A 16,085-nucleotide genomic window follows, 5' to 3' on the forward strand; every position below is an offset into this window, starting at 1 on the left:
ATTGCGGCAATTTTACTTATCAAATTAACCTCAGCTATGAAAAAGTGTTTTTTTATAATCCTGTTATGTTATTCATCGGTATGTTTTGCACAGCAAGGTACGCAGGGCATTGCATTCATAAATCCGGCGTCGGTAAATGTGCCCAAAGGATATTCTCAGGCAGTTACCATTGATCTTGGAAAAAATACCATGCTCATTATGTCGGGCCAGGTTGCTTTAAACAAAAGCGGAAACTTAGTGGGTAAAGGCGATCTCGCGCAGCAAACCCAACAGGTATTTACCAACATAAAAAGTATAGTCGAAGATGCCGGAGGATCAATGAATGATGTTGTCAAATTAAATTATTATATATTGGATGTATCCCAGGTTCAGGCGCTTCGCAACGTCAGGGACAAGTTTGTCAATATCAGCCATCCGCCTGCCAGTACCCTGGTACAGGTTAGTAAGCTTTTCAGAGATGATATTTTAATTGAAATAGAAGCCACTGCAATTATTCAAAAGAAGTAAAGCATATCACATCTTCATAATTCTTCTTTGCCGGCACAGGTTTCTGTCCGTTTTGCCTTGCTGTAATAATCCGTTGATACAGACGGGCTCGCTGTAATTGCTTCATATTGAGCCAACAGAAACATATTGTTAATAGTTTAATCGGCAGTAGCTTATCCTTTTATTTTTAACACGTTGAAACATTAGGTGGTTTTTTTTATTATTCATAATATGAGTTGCCTATGATATAAGCATATTATGAAAAATAATACAGATAAGCAACCGGCAAAAGAGGTAGTACTGGCTTTTATAGATGCACTTAATAAGGAGGATTTTACAGCAGCCGGCAATTATTTAACAGATGACATGACCTTTAAGGGGGTGCTGGGTTCGCGGGATGGTGCACATGCTTATATGAAAGATATGCAGCAAATGAAACTTAAGTACGACGTGAAAAAGGTAATTGCCGAAGACAGTGACGTATGCCTGTTTTATGACCTCGACATGTCGGGCACTAACATATTTGGCTGTGGTTGGTATCATGTAAAGGACGGTAAAATAAACTCGCTGAATGTATTGTTTGACCCGCGGCCAATACTTGAAAAGGCAAAGTAAAAATAGGATAGACGGTATGTAAATTTAAGAAGATGAAAAATGTATTGGTAACAGGAGGTACGGGCCTGCTGGGCAAAGAAGTTGTTGATCAGTTACTTGCACTTAATTATGACGTTACTGTATTAACTTCAAAGAAAAACACATCGGTTCCTGCCGGGGTAAAACTGGTAAAAGGGGACATGGCATCAGACACCGGACTGGCAGAGGCAACCCGCGACGCCGATGTTGTTATACATTGTGCAAGCAATCCTAAGGACACTCAAAGTGTTGACATTAAAGGTACCTGCAATTTATTGGATGCTATTGATAAAGATAAGACCCTGCATTTTATTTATATATCAATTATTAATGTAGATAAAAGCGATTACGCCTATTATCAAACAAAAATAAAAGTGGAACGAATGATAGCCGGAAGCGGGATCCCGTTTTCTGTTTTACGCACCACGCAATTTCATAATTATGTGTTGTCTATGCTTAAAACATTTGACAAAAAGAATGGCGCTATCATCGTACCCGACGGTATGCATTTTCAATCGATAGAAGTAAAGGAGGCCGCGGCACTTTTGGTAGACCTGGCGCAAAAGGAGCCCGTAGGTTTATTGCGGGGTGTAGGCGGGCCTGAATTGCTTAAGTTTGAGGAAATGGCAAAAACTTACCTTAAGGTACTTGGCCGAAACGATGAACTAAAAATAAAATCTATTCAGGACGAAGAATATGACCGTTACCGTTCTGAAAACAATATCTGGCCAACAAATAGTTACGGCCATGTAACATGGGAAGCCTTTTTACGCCACAAACTTGCAAGCTGATTTTGGCTGTTAACCCATTTATATTTTAGCATTGACGATAAACCGGGTGCTTTACAAAAAATTGATGTAGTGGCCTGGTTAAATTTTAGCCAACGCTTGCTGCAGGTCATTTATTAAATATTGAGGGTCCTCTAAACCCACATACATCCTGATGAGCTGATGGCGTTCATCAATGGCACCGTATTCATGTTCTGTAATTGAAGCGATGGATGGCAATATCAAACTTTCATGCCCGCCCCATGAAACAGCCAGCAATATATGCTGCAATCCATTGCAAAAAGCCTCAATTTTTTTAAATGACGAATTGTTTAAAGTAAAGCTGAACAACCCGCCACAGCCCTGCATTTGTTCATGGGCCAGCTCGGCTTGTTTAAAGCCGGCGCAATAAGGCCATATTACATGCTGTACCGCTTCGTGGTCATTTAGCCATTGGGTAATAAGCCTGGTGCTTTCAAAACTGCGGTGCAGACGTAAGGGCAATGTTCTTAACCCCCGTAATAACAACCAGGCGGAGTGTGGTGAAATGGCGGGGCCAATGTTCATAAATTCATGATCAAATATCTGTTTTATCAATTCTTTACTGCCGGTAAGCACACCTGCCACTATATCTGAATGCCCGCCAATGTATTTGGTGGCCGACTGTGCAACCAGGTCGACCCCCATACTTATTGGTTGCTGATACAAAGGACTGCAATAGCTGTTATCAATCATCGTAATAATGCCGCGCAGCTTGGCAAAACCTGCTACTTTTTTTATATCCTGCAGCTCGTAGCTAAATGTATTTGGACTTTCTAAAAATATCAGGCGCGTTTGTGGTTTAACGGCAGCTTCAAAATTGGAAAAATCGGTGCCGTCAACAAAGGTGGTGGTTATACCAAATTTGGGCAAAAATTCTTTAAAAAGCTTTATGGTCCAACTGTATGGGTTTTCAACTGCTATGACATGGTCGCCGGTTTTTAGCAAAGAGAGCAGTGGCACACTAATAGCACCTATACCGCTGCTAAACACCAAAGCATCACCGGCGCCATCTAAAGCTGCCAATTTTTTCCTTAGTATGGTAAGTGTTGGATTTTGTCCCCTTGAGTACAGGTTGGTCTCAAACTCATCGGCCATGGCTTGCCTGAGTTCAGGTACTGTTTTAAAGGTGAAGTTACTTGATTGTATAACCGGGGGCGAAACCGCGTTAAAATAGTTTTCGCGTTCTTCCCCCAGTTCATTTAATATAAATGAAAGTTCCATAACTAAGGTATTATAATGTTCTTTTGGCTTCGTTTAGTAATAAAATATATAATAAGGCCGGCAACAAATGCGCAAAGGCATATCAAAGCAGCCAAAGGGTTTTCAATAAATATACTTATGGTAACAAACCAGTAGGTAACAATAAATATAATGGGGATCAATGGGTACCATTTTATGGTATAAATACCGGTTCCGTTAAGGTGTTTTGTTTTCCGTCGGAGAATAAAAATTGTAACCGCGGCGGTTGAAAGGCCTATGGTATCAAAAAACATAACATAGCTTAGCATTTTTTGAAACGAACTAACAAAAAATAATATCACAAGTACAGCGGTAACAAAAAAGCTTAAGCCAAACTCCTGTACCTGTGTTTGCTGGTTAACATGTTTAAATCTGCGGGGCAATATACCATCTTCGGCCATGGCGTAATAAACCCGGGGGTTGGCCATAATATTTACATTAATAAAGGCCAGCACCGATACAAACATCAGCAGCGAGATCACCTTATAGCCAACATCGCCAAAAATAGCACCGGCTAAAGTAGCCGCCAAAGCGGTTTTATGTTGCAGGCCGTTAATACCTAAAACCGAGTAGTATGAAAAATTAATAAGCAGGTATAGTGAAATAACTGTGATCATCCCTCTAAAAATAGCCTTAGGAATATTAACCTTCGCATTAATAATATCGCCTCCAAAATTGATGGTTTGCTGATAACCACCATAGGTAAAAAATACAGCAACCAGGCTTATCCCGAACGCGCTCAGGTTATAATTATTATTACTGACCGGTTTTATCATTTTATAAGTTTCTAAAGAGAAGTGGCCTTTAAAAGCAGCGGTGCAAAGGATCAGTATCATGCTTATTTTAAATATGGTAAGCACATTTTGAGTTCTGGCACTCATTTTAATACCCAAAAAGTTAATAATATATAATATAAGTACCGATGTTATGGTTATAATTTTGATGCCCAGGTCGTTTTGAAGACCTGCCGGCATAATAACCGGGTTAATATATTCTGCGCCAATAAGGGCCACCGCCGCTACTGATGCCGCATTGCTGATCACCAATATCCAGTTGATCATAAAGGCAAAGGCGGGATGAAAACAATGTGAAAAAACTTTATAAAAACCTCCGGTGGTTGGATAGCGGGCACCTATTTCGGCAAAGGTGAGCGCGCCGCATAAGCTTACCGCTCCGCCAAAAAACCAGGCCCCAAAATATAAAAACGGATTGTTTGAATTCACGGCTACTTCACCCGGGGTTGCAAAAATACCCATCCCTATCACCAGGCTAATAACGATCATTGAAAGGTCAAAACGATTAAGTTTGGGCGTAATGCTCATATAAAGTCAGGGGTATTAATGGTTTTAATTAATTGGGTGTTAAATTTTGCATGGGTAATTTAAGCATATTTTTAGTAAAAGGTTTTAGGCCACCAAAGCGGATTGATTTTTTAACCGGACACCCTGGCATATGAATTGATTATTACGCTTAATATTATTTTATAATATGCTTTAACTTTAGCTTAAATGTTAAATATTGTTAATACTGTTGCATGTAAAATAATAAATATACCGCGGGTCGGTATAAATTTATATTTTTGATGGGCAGGCTTATTCATTATATTTATTCCCGATGATCGTTTAAACCTGAAAATCACAAGAGAACCACATAATGATGAATAAAAAAATATCCATAAAGGATATAGCAAAGCTTACCAACACTTCTATAACAACGGTTTCGTTCGTTTTAAATGGCAAAGGCCGTATTAGTAAGGAAATAACAAAAAAGATACTGGAGGTAGCCGAAAAAAACGGGTACGAGCCTAACCGTATGGCTGTTGGCCTACGTACAGGTGTTTCTAAAGTTATAGGTTTGGTTGTGGAAAATATTGGCGGCCCGTTTTTTGGAGAAATGGCCAAAGTGATTGAGGAAGAAGCGGATAGGGAAGGGTACCGGATCATTTACTGTAGTTCTGATAATAATATTCAAAAGGGAAAGGATGTAATAAGGATGCTTTCGCAACAATTGGTTGACGGGTATATTGTTACACCCATGAAAGGCCTGGAAAAGGATATCCAGAACCTCATTGCCAATGAAAAGCCGGTAATATTGATAGATGGTTATTTTAAAGGCCTGGATATTCCGCATGTGCTGGTTGATAATTACAGTAGCGCTTATAATGCAGTTGAGCACCTTATAAACGCCGGATATAAGAAAATTGGACTTGTAACCGCTGATATCGACCTGGTGCAGTTGGACGACCGTATGCAGGGATATAAAGACGCGCTGAAAACAAACGGCTTAAAAGAGAATAAAAAGCTGATCTTTAAATCGCCTTTTCACATGGACAAAAGTGAAGCCACAAACGCGATAAAAAATTTCATAGCACAGAATAAGCAAATGGACGCCGTTTTTTTTACAACCAATTACCTGGGCATTATGGGCTTGCAAAGTATTAAGGAACTGGGCCTCACTATTCCGGATGATCTGGCTGTGGTAAGCTTTGATGACAATGAGGTATTTAGCTTATACCCTCCTGGCATTACTACTATCCGGCAACCTACGTATGAAATAGCAAAGTCGGCAATTGATCTTTTACTTTCCCAAATAAGCGGTGATAAGCACGATATATCAAAAGTAAAACTGAGGATCCCCTCAAAGTTGATAGAACGAAGCTCAACTGCCATAAAAAAACAAGTCTGATAAAAAGGCTGTAAAATTTGGTAGAACGCTTTACAGCGTTATATTTGAGAATTATTTAGAAAAATTGCGTTCTTTTTGGTAAAACGTTTTATCAAAAAGAAAATTTAAGTGTTTAACCTTATATTTATTCAATTATCCATACAATGAAAAAAACATTTCTTTTAAGCTTGTTATTTGCCTTTGCCCTTGCCGAAAACAGTCATGCGCAATCGTCTGAAGTATTCAAAAAAAGCGGGTATAAACTTACTTTTGAAAACCAGGACACAACCTTCAGTAAGGAACTGAAAGATAAGCTGGTTGAAACTTTTTATGAAGTTTATCCCAAACTGGCAAAGGAGTACAATAAAAAAACTTCAAGAAATGTAACTTTCGTTATCGACACTACTTATGATGGTGTAGCTGCCACATCTGATGACCGCGTTGTATTCAGTGCAAAGTATATGACATCGCACCCAAAAGATATTGATGTGGTTACCCATGAGGTAATGCATATTGTACAGGCTTACAAAGAAAGTAATGGCCCGGGTTGGTTAACCGAGGGCATTGCCGATTATGCCCGTTTTAAATTTGGGGTTGATAATGCCGGGGCTAAATGGGCGCTGCCTGCCTTTAAAACCAGCCAGAGCTATGAAAACAGTTACCGCGTAACCGCCCGCTTTTTATTTTGGATTGAAAAAAACATAAAACCAGGTTTGGTGAAGGACTTTGACAGCCAGCTGCGTGATCATACTTTTACTGACAACAGCTGGAAAAACGCGACCGGAAAAACATTAGACGAGTTATGGTCGGCTTACTCGGCAAACCCGGCTGTTTAAATTACCACTTCTGTTAAATACTTATTATGAAATTTAAATACAGCATAAAAACCATCTGGATTGTTCTGCTTTGCAGCCTTCCTGTTTTATTGAAAGCACAAAGTAATAAACCGGTAAAAGATCTGGCAACGTTACAGCAGGAATTTGTTGACCTGCGTTTTGGCATGTTCATCCACTTTAATATCCCCACTTATATGAACCAGGATTGGGCCGATCCGGAAGCGTCCCCAGCCATTTTTAACCCTACCAAGCTTAATTGCGATCAATGGGCAAAGGCGGCCAAATCTGCCCACATGACCTACGGTTGTATAACTACCAAGCATCATAGCGGCTTTTGTATATGGGATACAAAAACAACCGATTATAATGTAATGAACAGCCCGCTGAAAAGAGACGTGGTAAAGGAATATGCTGATGCATTCAGGGCCAACGGGTTAAAGGTGTTCTTATACTACTCCATATTAGACACTCATCACAAGTTAAGGCCAAACGCCATAACGCGCAAGCATATTGACATGATCAAGGCACAAATTACAGAACTGCTTACCAAATACGGCGATATTGGCGCTCTTATTATTGACGGCTGGGATGCGCCGTGGTCAAGAATATCCTATGATGATGTGCCTTTTGAAGAGATATACCGCCTGGTAAAATCATTACAGCCCAATTGCCTCATGATGGACCTTAATGGTGCAAAGTACCCGTCCGAAGGTATGTTCTATACAGATATAAAAACCTACGAACAGGGGGCGGGCCAGCACATATCAAAAGAAAACAACAACATGCCAGCGCTGTCATGCTACCCGCTTCAAAAACACTGGTTCTGGAATTTGTCTGATCCCAAAGGCGAGCTTAAAGACCCGGTTAAACTGGTGAACGATAATATAGTTCCGTTTAATAATGTTGATTGTAACTTTATATTGAATGTTGCTCCTAATCGCGACGGCGTTATTGATGACAATGCCCTGGCTGCTTTAAAAAAAATAGGGGAATTATGGAAAAACGAAGGTCCGGTTGCTAAGTTGCCAAAGCTGGATGCACCTATCATATCGCCCAACCTGGCCAAGCATCAGTTCTCCAATTCCAGCTGGAGCGACGACTCCAACATTATGGATTTTGCCAATGATGATGATTTTGGCTCATCGTGGATATCCAATCCAACGGTGAAAAAACCATGGTACGAAATAACTTTTAACCGTGATCAGGGTTTTAATGCCATTGTTATTACCGAAGAGAAACCAAATATTGCCAAACTGCGCGTTGAATACTGTGAAAATGGTACCTGGAAACCGCTGTTTTCAGGCGAGAATAAAAAACGGGTTAAAGTTTTCCGTTTTGACAGGGTGTGGGGAAGCAAGGTTCGCGTATCTGTTGACGAAGCCGATCACCAGGTTTCAATTGCCGAAGTTGGCGTTTACAACGAAAGAAGATAATTATATAACAGGGGGCGTACACTGCTTTCTTAACATAACTGATATACTAATGAAAATAATTTTTAGCGCGCTTTTAGTTGCATGGTCTGCCTGCACTTATGCGCAGCAGGCCGAAAAGACGAACAGCCCTGTTGACTATATTAACCCTTTAATGGGCACCGCGTCAAAGCCTGATCTTTCAAACGGAAATACATATCCCGCTATAGCGCTGCCCTGGGGCATGAACACCTGGACCCCGCAAACCGGAAAAATGGGAGATGGCTGGCAATACACCTATGATGCCGATAAGATACGCGGCTTTAAGCAAACCCACCAGCCAAGCCCCTGGATGAATGATTATGGCCAGTTTGCAATTATGCCGGTTACCGGGCACCTGCGTTTTGACCAGGATGAGCGTGCCAGTTGGTTCTCGCATAAGTCTGAAACAGCTAAGCCTTATTATTACAGCGTTTTCCTGGCCGATGCTGATGTAACTACAGAAATTACCCCAACAGAAAGAGCCGCGCAATTCAGGTTCACTTTCCCAAAGTCTGATAGTTCATTTATTGTGATTGATGCTTTCAACAAAGCGTCGTACATTAAAGTACTGCCCAAAGAGGGAAAGATCATTGGCTACAGCACCAGGTACAGCCGCGGTAAAATGCCCAACTTTAAAAATTATTTTGTTGTTTATATTGATAAGCCTTTCACTTTGGCAAAAGCCTGGCATGGCAAAACCATAGCGCAGGATTCGCTGGAGATCACCAGCGCGCACTCCGGCGCGGTAATTGGTTTTAAAACTTCAAAAGGCGAGAAGGTGCACCTGAAAGTGGCCTCCTCATTTATCAGTTTTGACCAGGCCGAGCTTAACCTTAAACGTGAGCTGGGTAATGACAGTTTTGACGTAACCTGCCAAAAAGCTAAAGCGGTTTGGAACAAAACGTTAAGCCGTATCAAAGTGGAAGGCGGTACTATTGATCAAACCCGCACTTTTTACTCCTGCATGTACCGTACGCTGTTTTTCCCTAACAAATTATATGAGTTTAATGCGCAAAATCAAATAGTGCATTACAGCCCTTACAACGGCAAAACTATGCCCGGTTACTTATTTGGCGGTACGGGTTTCTGGGATACTTTCAGGGCACTTTACCCTTTCCTAAACCTGGTTTACCCGTCCATTAATAAAGAAATGCAGGAGGGCCTTATTAATGATTACAAAGAAGGCGGCTGGCTGCCCGAGTGGTCAAGTCCGGGTTATGCCGATATTATGGTGGGCAACAATTCGGCTTCGGTTGTTGCCGAGGCCTATTTGAAAGGCCTGCGCGGGTATGATATCAATACCCTGTACGATGCCCTTGTGCATGGCGCCAACAATGAAGGGCCTATTTCGGCCACAGGCCGTTATGGCGTTAAGTATTATAATGAGTTAGGTTATGTTCCCTATGATGTAAAGATAGACGAGAATGCGGCCCGTACCCTTGAATACGCTTATGACGATTTTGCCATTTACCAACTGGGTAAAGCGCTTGGAAAGCCCGCATCAGAGATTGAGGTTTACAAAAAACGCAGCCAAAACTACCGCAACCTGTTTGACCCATCAACCGGGTTAATGCGCGGTAAAAATAAAGATGGCAGCTTTCAAACGCCATTTAACCCCTTTAAATGGGGCGATGCCTTTACCGAAGGGAACAGCTGGCATTACAGCTGGAGCGTATTTCATGATGTTCAGGGCCTGATTAACCTGATGGGCGGCAAGCAAAAATTTGTGACCAAGCTCGACTCTGTGTTTAGCCTGCCACCTGTTTTTGATGACAGCTACTATGGTGGCGTGATCCATGAGATCCGCGAGATGCAGATAGCCAACATGGGCCAGTATGCGCATGGCAACCAGCCTATTCAGCACATGATATACCTGTACAATTACGCCGGCCAGCCCTGGAAAACCCAATACTGGGCACGCGAAACCATGAACCGCATGTACAAGGCAACCCCTGATGGCTATTGCGGCGATGAAGACAACGGGCAAACCTCTGCCTGGTATGTGTTTTCGGCCATGGGCTTTTATCCGGTTACCCCGGCAAGCGACCAGTATGTATTAGGAGCGCCGCTATTTAAAAAATTAACCCTGACACTGGAAAATGGCAAACAGGTAATTATTAACGCCCCGGCCAATAATGACCAGAACAGGTACGTTCAAACCTTTAGTATTAATGGTAAAGCGTATAGCCCAAATTGGTTAAGCCACCAGGCTTTACAAAAAGGTGCCGTTATTAATATAGGCATGGGATCTGCGCCAAATAAAGAACGCGGTACCATGGACAAGGATTTTCCATTTTCCTTATCGGGGAAAAACTAATTATATAATATGAAATATCTACTAACTGCCTTTTTACTATCCGCTGCTGTAGGGGCTGGTGCGCAAATTCGTCCGGCAGAAAACCTTGTACAATACGTAAATCCTATTATTGGTACCCAGCGAATGGGGCATACTTATCCTGGCGCCACTGTGCCTTTTGGTATGGTGCAGCTTAGCCCCGAAACTGATACCGCCGGTTATGAACTTAATGGCAAGTATAATCCCGATGTATATAAATACTGCGCCGGTTACCAATACGATGATAAAACCATAGTAGGCTTTAGCCATACACACTTTAGCGGTACAGGCCACTCGGACCTGGGCGATTTTTTAATTATGCCAACCATAGGCGCTTTAAAACTAAACCCCGGTACTGCTGACAAGCCAGGCAGCGGTTACCGCTCGGCCTTTTCACATCAGAACGAGGTGAGCCAGGCCAACTACTACAAAGTAAAGCTCGACGCGAGCAATATTATTGCCGAAATGACCACCAGCACCCGTGTTGGTTTCCATCAGTATACTTTTCCTAAATCAGACCAATCACATATTATATTGGATCTGATGGCGGGTATTTATAATTACCCCGATAAAAACGTTTGGACCTATTTAAAGGTGCTGAATGACTCAACCGTGGTAGGCTACCGTCAAACTAACGGTTGGGCGCGTACCCGCACGCTATACTTTGCCATGAGCTTCTCCAAGCCATTTTATCAGCATGGCTACAAAAAATATGATAAGCGCGAAGTTTATGGCGGTTTCTGGGGCAAGTTTAATCAAACCAAAAACTTTCCTGAAATAGCGGGCCGCCAGATTAGGAGCTATTTTGATTTTAAAACCGAAGAGGGGGAGAAGATCAAGATCAAGTTTGCCCTGTCGCCTGTTAGCATGGATGGCGCGCTGAATAACATGCGCGCCGAGATACCGGGATGGGATTTTGACAAGGTAAAGAACGACGGGCAGCAGCAATGGGAAAAGGAACTGCATAAAATAGTGATACAGGGCAGCAAGGAAACCAAAGAGAATTTTTATACTTCTATGTACCATGCCATGATTAACCCTACCATTTACATGGATGCCGACGGGCAGTATAAAGGGCTTGACCAAAATGTGCATAAAGCAGATGGTTTTACCAACTACACTACATTTTCTATGTGGGACACTTACCGCGCCCTGCATCCGCTGTTCAATATCATCGACCCAAAACGGAATGCCGATATGGTTCAATCCATGCTGGTACATTTTGACCAGAGCCCTGAGAAAATGTTGCCAATATGGTCAAACTCGGGGAATGAAAACTGGTGCATGAGTGGTTATCACAGCGTAACGGTACTGGCCGACGCGGTAGTAAAAGGCAATGCGCCATTTGATGCCAATAAAGCGCTCGATGCCTGTATTGCCACTGCCCGCCACCGTGACTATGAGGGCATAGGTTCTTATATTGATATGGGATATATTCCTGATGAAAAAAGCGGTGTATCGGTATCGTCAACCCTGGAGTATGCGTTTGACGATTGGGCCATAGCGCAAATGGCTAAAAAATTAAACCGTAATGATATTTACGAGGAGTTTATTAAACGCTCGCAGAACTATAAGAATATGTACGATGCCAAAGCCGGCTTTATGCGTCCCAAACTGGCCGATGGTACCTTTCGTCAAAAATTTGACCCACTGAGCACTATAAATGAGGGTTTTATTGAAGGTAACTCCTGGAACTATACCTTGTTTGCTCCGCAGGACCCGCAGGGGCTTATTAAATTGATGGGCGGCAATAAGCGTTTTGTGGGCTACCTTGACTCACTGTTCACCATGAACCTGCCTGATAAATATTTTGCCGAAACAGAGGATATTACCCGCGACGGCATTATTGGCAACTATGTGCATGGCAACGAGCCCTCGCATCATGTGGCTTACCTATATAACTGGACAGATAAACCCTGGAAAACACAGGAGCGCGTCCGCATGATATTGCCGCGTATGTACAAGCCAACGCCCGACGGTCTGGGCGGCAATGACGATACCGGACAAATGAGCGCCTGGTATATATTCAGCTCATTAGGGTTTTATCCGGTGGCCCCGGGGTCAGATCAGTACTCAACCGGTAGTCCGGCGGTTGACGGTGCGGTGATCAACCTTGATAATGGCAAAACCTTTAAAATTAATGTTAAAAACCAAAGTTTAAAGAACGTTTATGTGCAAAAAATGGTGCTAAACGGTAAGATATTGAGTGGTTTATTCATCAGCCATGCAGATATCATGAACGGCGGCGAGATCACTTTTTATATGGGATCAAAACACAAGTAGGAACGCTGATCTCATTGAAATTGATTTAAACACGACACCCTAATATGACAAGCTTAAGGCTTGTCGTATTAGGGTGTTCAAGATAATGCTGCACTGAGTTAACAGAACAAAAAAAATCCTATAACCAGCCGTATAGAATGTTTTCTTTAAAGTTCGTAAATGCAAATGCTTGATTATCAAGTGTTCATTTATGTTCACGGTGTTCACGGGGCGTGAACGTGAACACTATGAGGTTTCCCCTTAGCCTTGATTTTTCCATTTCAGCGGCATAAATGACAAGTTTTATTGCTCAATCCTCACACTCATTACCCCTTTAGCCGGAATAGTGAAATGATCATTTAATGTCTTCAATTTATCTTCGAGCAGGTTGCTTTCCCATATCTTAATGGAAGAAACATTATTTGGTGAAATGCTTATCTGGCTATCACTATCCCCGCAGCTAACGAGTTGGGCAATAACCCCTTTGCCATCATCTGTTGGTTTTATAGCTTCTACATAAACATTATCGCAGTTAATCTTAAAGAACAGGCCCTTTTCAGGCTCACCAGAGGCCGCAGCAACTATGAGCGGCTGATGGTCATCCAATCCGGTTTGGTTGGCTTTAAAGTTATCGAAACCTCCGTCATGCGCCTGTATGAAGTAGTGAAAGGTAGCCGTACCTTCTTGGTCGGCCCTGAAATTGGTATGCCAAAGGTTATTCATCACCCAGGAATAAATTTTAGATGATTGCGGCGTAAATGACAGCCATTGCGGCGAATAATGCAGCCCTCCCAGCAAATTAGCCGTGGTGATATTGCCAATTTCAAACAAGGGCGCGTCTGGGCTCGACCACGTGATGCCGTATGAGGCATTTGATACATCAACCCAGCGCTGCATAGTATACCAGTTATGGTTGGAGTAAGGCAGTTGGTCGGCCTCGGCACGGGCGCTGCCCCAGGGTATGCTGTAACGTACCTGCGCACCAGGAACATTAAAAGGGAAGGCAAAATGTACGCTTTCCTTTCGCCTGATGGCAATTTTATCAATGGTATTTATCAACTCCACTTTGTCAAGGCCGCTAACCAGGCGTATTTCGCGCACCAGTCCTTTGGTGCCTGGAGCATCCGAGCTAACGAGCAGGCTCACCACCAGCGGGCCTTTCTCTTTAACTCTGATGCTTGCGTTTGAACTACTAACCAAATTTTTAAGAGAATCGCCCGGCATGTAAGTATATTGATTAAGCCCGGCAGAATCAGCTGTCACATAGTTATGGGCTCCGGCAGCTTTGGTCAGTTTTATAATGTTGCCGGTTTGGGTATCAACAACAACATTATAAATACCATTGCTTATACTGCTGGAGGTTACTTTAGCCAACCCTTTGGTAAACGCTTTGCCTGTATTAATAGTGTAAGTATTTTTACCCAGAGGTGGTACACCATCGGCCACAAAAGCCAGCTCGCCCGTTGTAAGCCGCTGCGACGGTATTTTTTTGCCACCGGCATCCTTAACTAGGTCGCCTGCTTTACTCAAAACCGCGGGCACATAAACCACACCGGTGCGCTGCCAGGAAGTGGTGTTGTAAACATCAATAGCGTTGGCTTTGGCGGTTGCTGACTCTAATACCTGTGACGTTAAAGAATCAACTTGTTTTTCGGCGCGTAAAACATAACCCTGCTTTACCTCCCACTGGCTTTTTACCTTGGGATCATCAGGTTTCCCGACGCTGTTGTAAGCGCCCCAGGTGTGCTCATTGTATAACAGTAAATTTTTCCAGGTGTCATCAAACGCTGCTGCAGGATAAGCCGGTTTATTGCGGATGGCCCAGATAGCACCCGCTTGTTTTAACCTGTCAGACGTGGTGCGGCTTAACGCGGTTTCTTTAGCTGCTGATGATACCCCGTCGGTCCAGTACTCCGTGTAGTCGCCTGTAAAGGCGGGTATATCGTTCTTGTATTTAGTTTCGAGATCATTAAAAAATTGCTTTACCGAAGTTATAATAAGCTTGGGCGATGCATAACGTTCGTTCCAGGCCTTTACAGCATCGGGTAATTCAGGGTCGATAGGGGCGTTATCGCTCATTGCCCAGGTAAGGATAGACATATTATATGGGAACGACTTTTGTTCCAGGTCTTCAAGATACTGGAACAGGTATGGGTTCAGGAAATTTTCAGTCGGTTTGCCCGTATAAAATGGCTTGGGTTCATCAGTGGTAAAAAAGTTGGGTATTTTAGCCCCCTTTAACCTATAGCCGATAGAATAAGGCTGACACTGCCAGAACAATAATTTTTGTTTGCCCGATGGTGACAGCCAATAAAAAGGCTTGTCCTGCCATTTGGCAAGGTTGCCGATACGGTCAGACGCGTTTGGCCCTGACAAAAAATAATGGATTCCAGTTTGCCCTGCCTGGGCAGCCAGCCCCCACGATGCCCCGGGCACATCGCCCTGAAACATGGTATTTATCTCCAGGCCATGTTCTTTGGCCAGGTGTTGCGATTTGGCGAACATCTGCATCAGTTGCCTTGAATCTGTCATGCTGGTGTTTATGTTACCGTAAGCACCATCCAGATTTATCCAGCCTTTTTTTACCGCGTTCCAAAATCGGGCTTCTTTTTCAGCGCTGGCCAGTTTAAGGTAATTATCAACTACCCATATCGCTTCGGTGGTCCATTTAAAGCGCGCTTCTGCCGGGTAATTCTGTGTTTTTTCGGCCAGATCGATTGATTCATCAATGTTGTCCATATGAAGCTTAAGTACATTAGCCTGGGTGTTGGTGTACCCAATATCAACATGTGAGTGGGGCAGTACATACACGCTCCAGTCGGCACGAGCGGGTTCTACAATGCAGCGGGCCACATAAGTTTGGCCGGCCGACCGTAAAGTTATGGTAGCCTGGGTAGCTATTTTAACTGCCGCGCCCGGTAAGGCAAGTTCAAAAACTTCCAAACCATCTGTGCTGGCAGGTATGGTAATATTATCTGTATAACCGTTAAATGATATCGCAGCTGTTACCTCATGATAGCTCCGGCCATTTTTAAACTGTAACCTTATCATGCGCCTGTTTTCGCTTTGATATTTTAGATAAGCCACCGTAGGCTGCAGCGTTATGGAACTAAATACCGGCTCTTTTTTTTGAGCATAAGCGCTTATGACCGTTGTACAAATAAAAAGGACGAATGCTATAACGCGCGACCCGTTAGCGGTGTATTGGTTTTTCATTTGATGAGGTGGCTTTAGAATAACATAGTTATGTTATAATGTACAAACATATATTATTGAAATGAATTATTCAAGCTGATGAAGAGAAAATTACCTATCGGCGCAGATTATCTGCAAACTTAGATAAAGATAATTTGATAAGGGATCAAAGAAA

The 16,085-nt window shown here is 42.8% G+C and carries 11 protein-coding genes; 8 read left to right on the forward strand and 3 right to left on the reverse strand.

Going from position 1 to position 16,085, the window contains the following annotated elements:
• Positions 1–36: 36 nt before the first annotated feature.
• From J2W55_RS03825 to J2W55_RS03835, 3 genes are all read left to right on the forward strand, one after another.
• On the forward strand, positions 37–507 hold the full coding sequence (locus tag J2W55_RS03825) for a RidA family protein (protein ID WP_310092158.1): 471 nt from the start codon (positions 37–39) through the stop codon (positions 505–507).
• A gap of 237 nt (positions 508–744) precedes the next feature.
• Positions 745–1,101, forward strand: a complete 357-nt coding sequence (locus J2W55_RS03830) for a nuclear transport factor 2 family protein (protein WP_310092160.1) — start codon at positions 745–747, stop codon at positions 1,099–1,101.
• Between the two features lie 32 nt (positions 1,102–1,133).
• Positions 1,134–1,910, forward strand: coding sequence for an SDR family oxidoreductase (locus tag J2W55_RS03835; protein ID WP_310092162.1), 777 nt, complete (start codon positions 1,134–1,136; stop codon positions 1,908–1,910).
• A 78-nt stretch (positions 1,911–1,988) separates the two neighbouring features.
• Here J2W55_RS03835 and J2W55_RS03840 read toward each other — a convergent pair whose 3' ends face one another.
• Together J2W55_RS03840 and J2W55_RS03845 are read right to left on the reverse strand one after the other, a co-directional pair.
• Positions 1,989–3,149, reverse strand: coding sequence for a trans-sulfuration enzyme family protein (locus tag J2W55_RS03840; RefSeq protein ID WP_310092163.1), 1,161 nt, complete (start codon positions 3,147–3,149; stop codon positions 1,989–1,991).
• Between the two features lie 2 nt (positions 3,150–3,151).
• A complete protein-coding gene (locus tag J2W55_RS03845; protein ID WP_310092165.1) occupies positions 3,152–4,489 on the reverse strand; it encodes an APC family permease in 1,338 nt (445 codons plus the stop codon).
• Between the two features lie 331 nt (positions 4,490–4,820).
• On the opposite strand from J2W55_RS03845, the gene J2W55_RS03850 reads away from it, so the two are divergent.
• The 5 genes from J2W55_RS03850 (at position 4,821) to J2W55_RS03870 (ending at position 12,736) form a co-directional block, all read left to right on the forward strand.
• Positions 4,821–5,852, forward strand: a complete 1,032-nt coding sequence (locus tag J2W55_RS03850) for a LacI family DNA-binding transcriptional regulator (RefSeq protein ID WP_310092168.1) — start codon at positions 4,821–4,823, stop codon at positions 5,850–5,852.
• A 143-nt stretch (positions 5,853–5,995) separates the two neighbouring features.
• Complete coding sequence (locus tag J2W55_RS03855; protein ID WP_310092170.1) at positions 5,996–6,667, forward strand: basic secretory protein-like protein; 672 nt, start codon at positions 5,996–5,998, stop codon at positions 6,665–6,667.
• Between the two features lie 26 nt (positions 6,668–6,693).
• Complete coding sequence (locus tag J2W55_RS03860; RefSeq protein WP_310092173.1) at positions 6,694–8,100, forward strand: alpha-L-fucosidase; 1,407 nt, start codon at positions 6,694–6,696, stop codon at positions 8,098–8,100.
• A gap of 49 nt (positions 8,101–8,149) precedes the next feature.
• Positions 8,150–10,435: a GH92 family glycosyl hydrolase gene (locus tag J2W55_RS03865; protein ID WP_310092174.1), complete on the forward strand. Its 2,286-nt coding sequence runs from the start codon at positions 8,150–8,152 to the stop codon at positions 10,433–10,435.
• A gap of 9 nt (positions 10,436–10,444) precedes the next feature.
• Positions 10,445–12,736 carry a GH92 family glycosyl hydrolase gene (locus J2W55_RS03870; protein WP_310092177.1) on the forward strand — a complete coding sequence of 764 codons (2,292 nt, stop codon included), beginning with the start codon at positions 10,445–10,447 and terminating at the stop codon, positions 12,734–12,736.
• Positions 12,737–13,018: 282 nt separating this feature from the next.
• Here the strand turns inward: J2W55_RS03870 and J2W55_RS03875 are convergent, their stop codons facing one another.
• Complete coding sequence (locus J2W55_RS03875) at positions 13,019–15,931, reverse strand: glycoside hydrolase family 38 N-terminal domain-containing protein (RefSeq protein WP_310092179.1); 2,913 nt, start codon at positions 15,929–15,931, stop codon at positions 13,019–13,021.
• Positions 15,932–16,085: the final 154 nt, after the last annotated feature.

The organism is Mucilaginibacter pocheonensis (assembly GCF_031456535.1).
GTDB classification, from domain to species: domain Bacteria; phylum Bacteroidota; class Bacteroidia; order Sphingobacteriales; family Sphingobacteriaceae; genus Mucilaginibacter; species Mucilaginibacter pocheonensis.

Bases quoted from the DNA above. Each gene is read 5' to 3' on its own strand.
- J2W55_RS03825 (WP_310092158.1), top strand. From the start codon at position 37: ATGAAAAAGTGTTTTTTTATAATCCTGTTATGTTATTCATCGGTATGT.
- J2W55_RS03830 (WP_310092160.1), top strand. From the start codon at position 745: ATGAAAAATAATACAGATAAGCAACCGGCAAAAGAGGTAGTACTGGCT.
- J2W55_RS03835 (WP_310092162.1), top strand. From the start codon at position 1,134: ATGAAAAATGTATTGGTAACAGGAGGTACGGGCCTGCTGGGCAAAGAA.
- J2W55_RS03840 (WP_310092163.1), bottom strand. From the start codon at position 3,149: ATGGAACTTTCATTTATATTAAATGAACTGGGGGAAGAACGCGAAAAC.
- J2W55_RS03845 (WP_310092165.1), bottom strand. From the start codon at position 4,489: ATGAGCATTACGCCCAAACTTAATCGTTTTGACCTTTCAATGATCGTT.
- J2W55_RS03850 (WP_310092168.1), top strand. From the start codon at position 4,821: ATGATGAATAAAAAAATATCCATAAAGGATATAGCAAAGCTTACCAAC.
- J2W55_RS03855 (WP_310092170.1), top strand. From the start codon at position 5,996: ATGAAAAAAACATTTCTTTTAAGCTTGTTATTTGCCTTTGCCCTTGCC.
- J2W55_RS03860 (WP_310092173.1), top strand. From the start codon at position 6,694: ATGAAATTTAAATACAGCATAAAAACCATCTGGATTGTTCTGCTTTGC.
- J2W55_RS03865 (WP_310092174.1), top strand. From the start codon at position 8,150: ATGAAAATAATTTTTAGCGCGCTTTTAGTTGCATGGTCTGCCTGCACT.
- J2W55_RS03870 (WP_310092177.1), top strand. From the start codon at position 10,445: ATGAAATATCTACTAACTGCCTTTTTACTATCCGCTGCTGTAGGGGCT.
- J2W55_RS03875 (WP_310092179.1), bottom strand. From the start codon at position 15,931: ATGAAAAACCAATACACCGCTAACGGGTCGCGCGTTATAGCATTCGTC.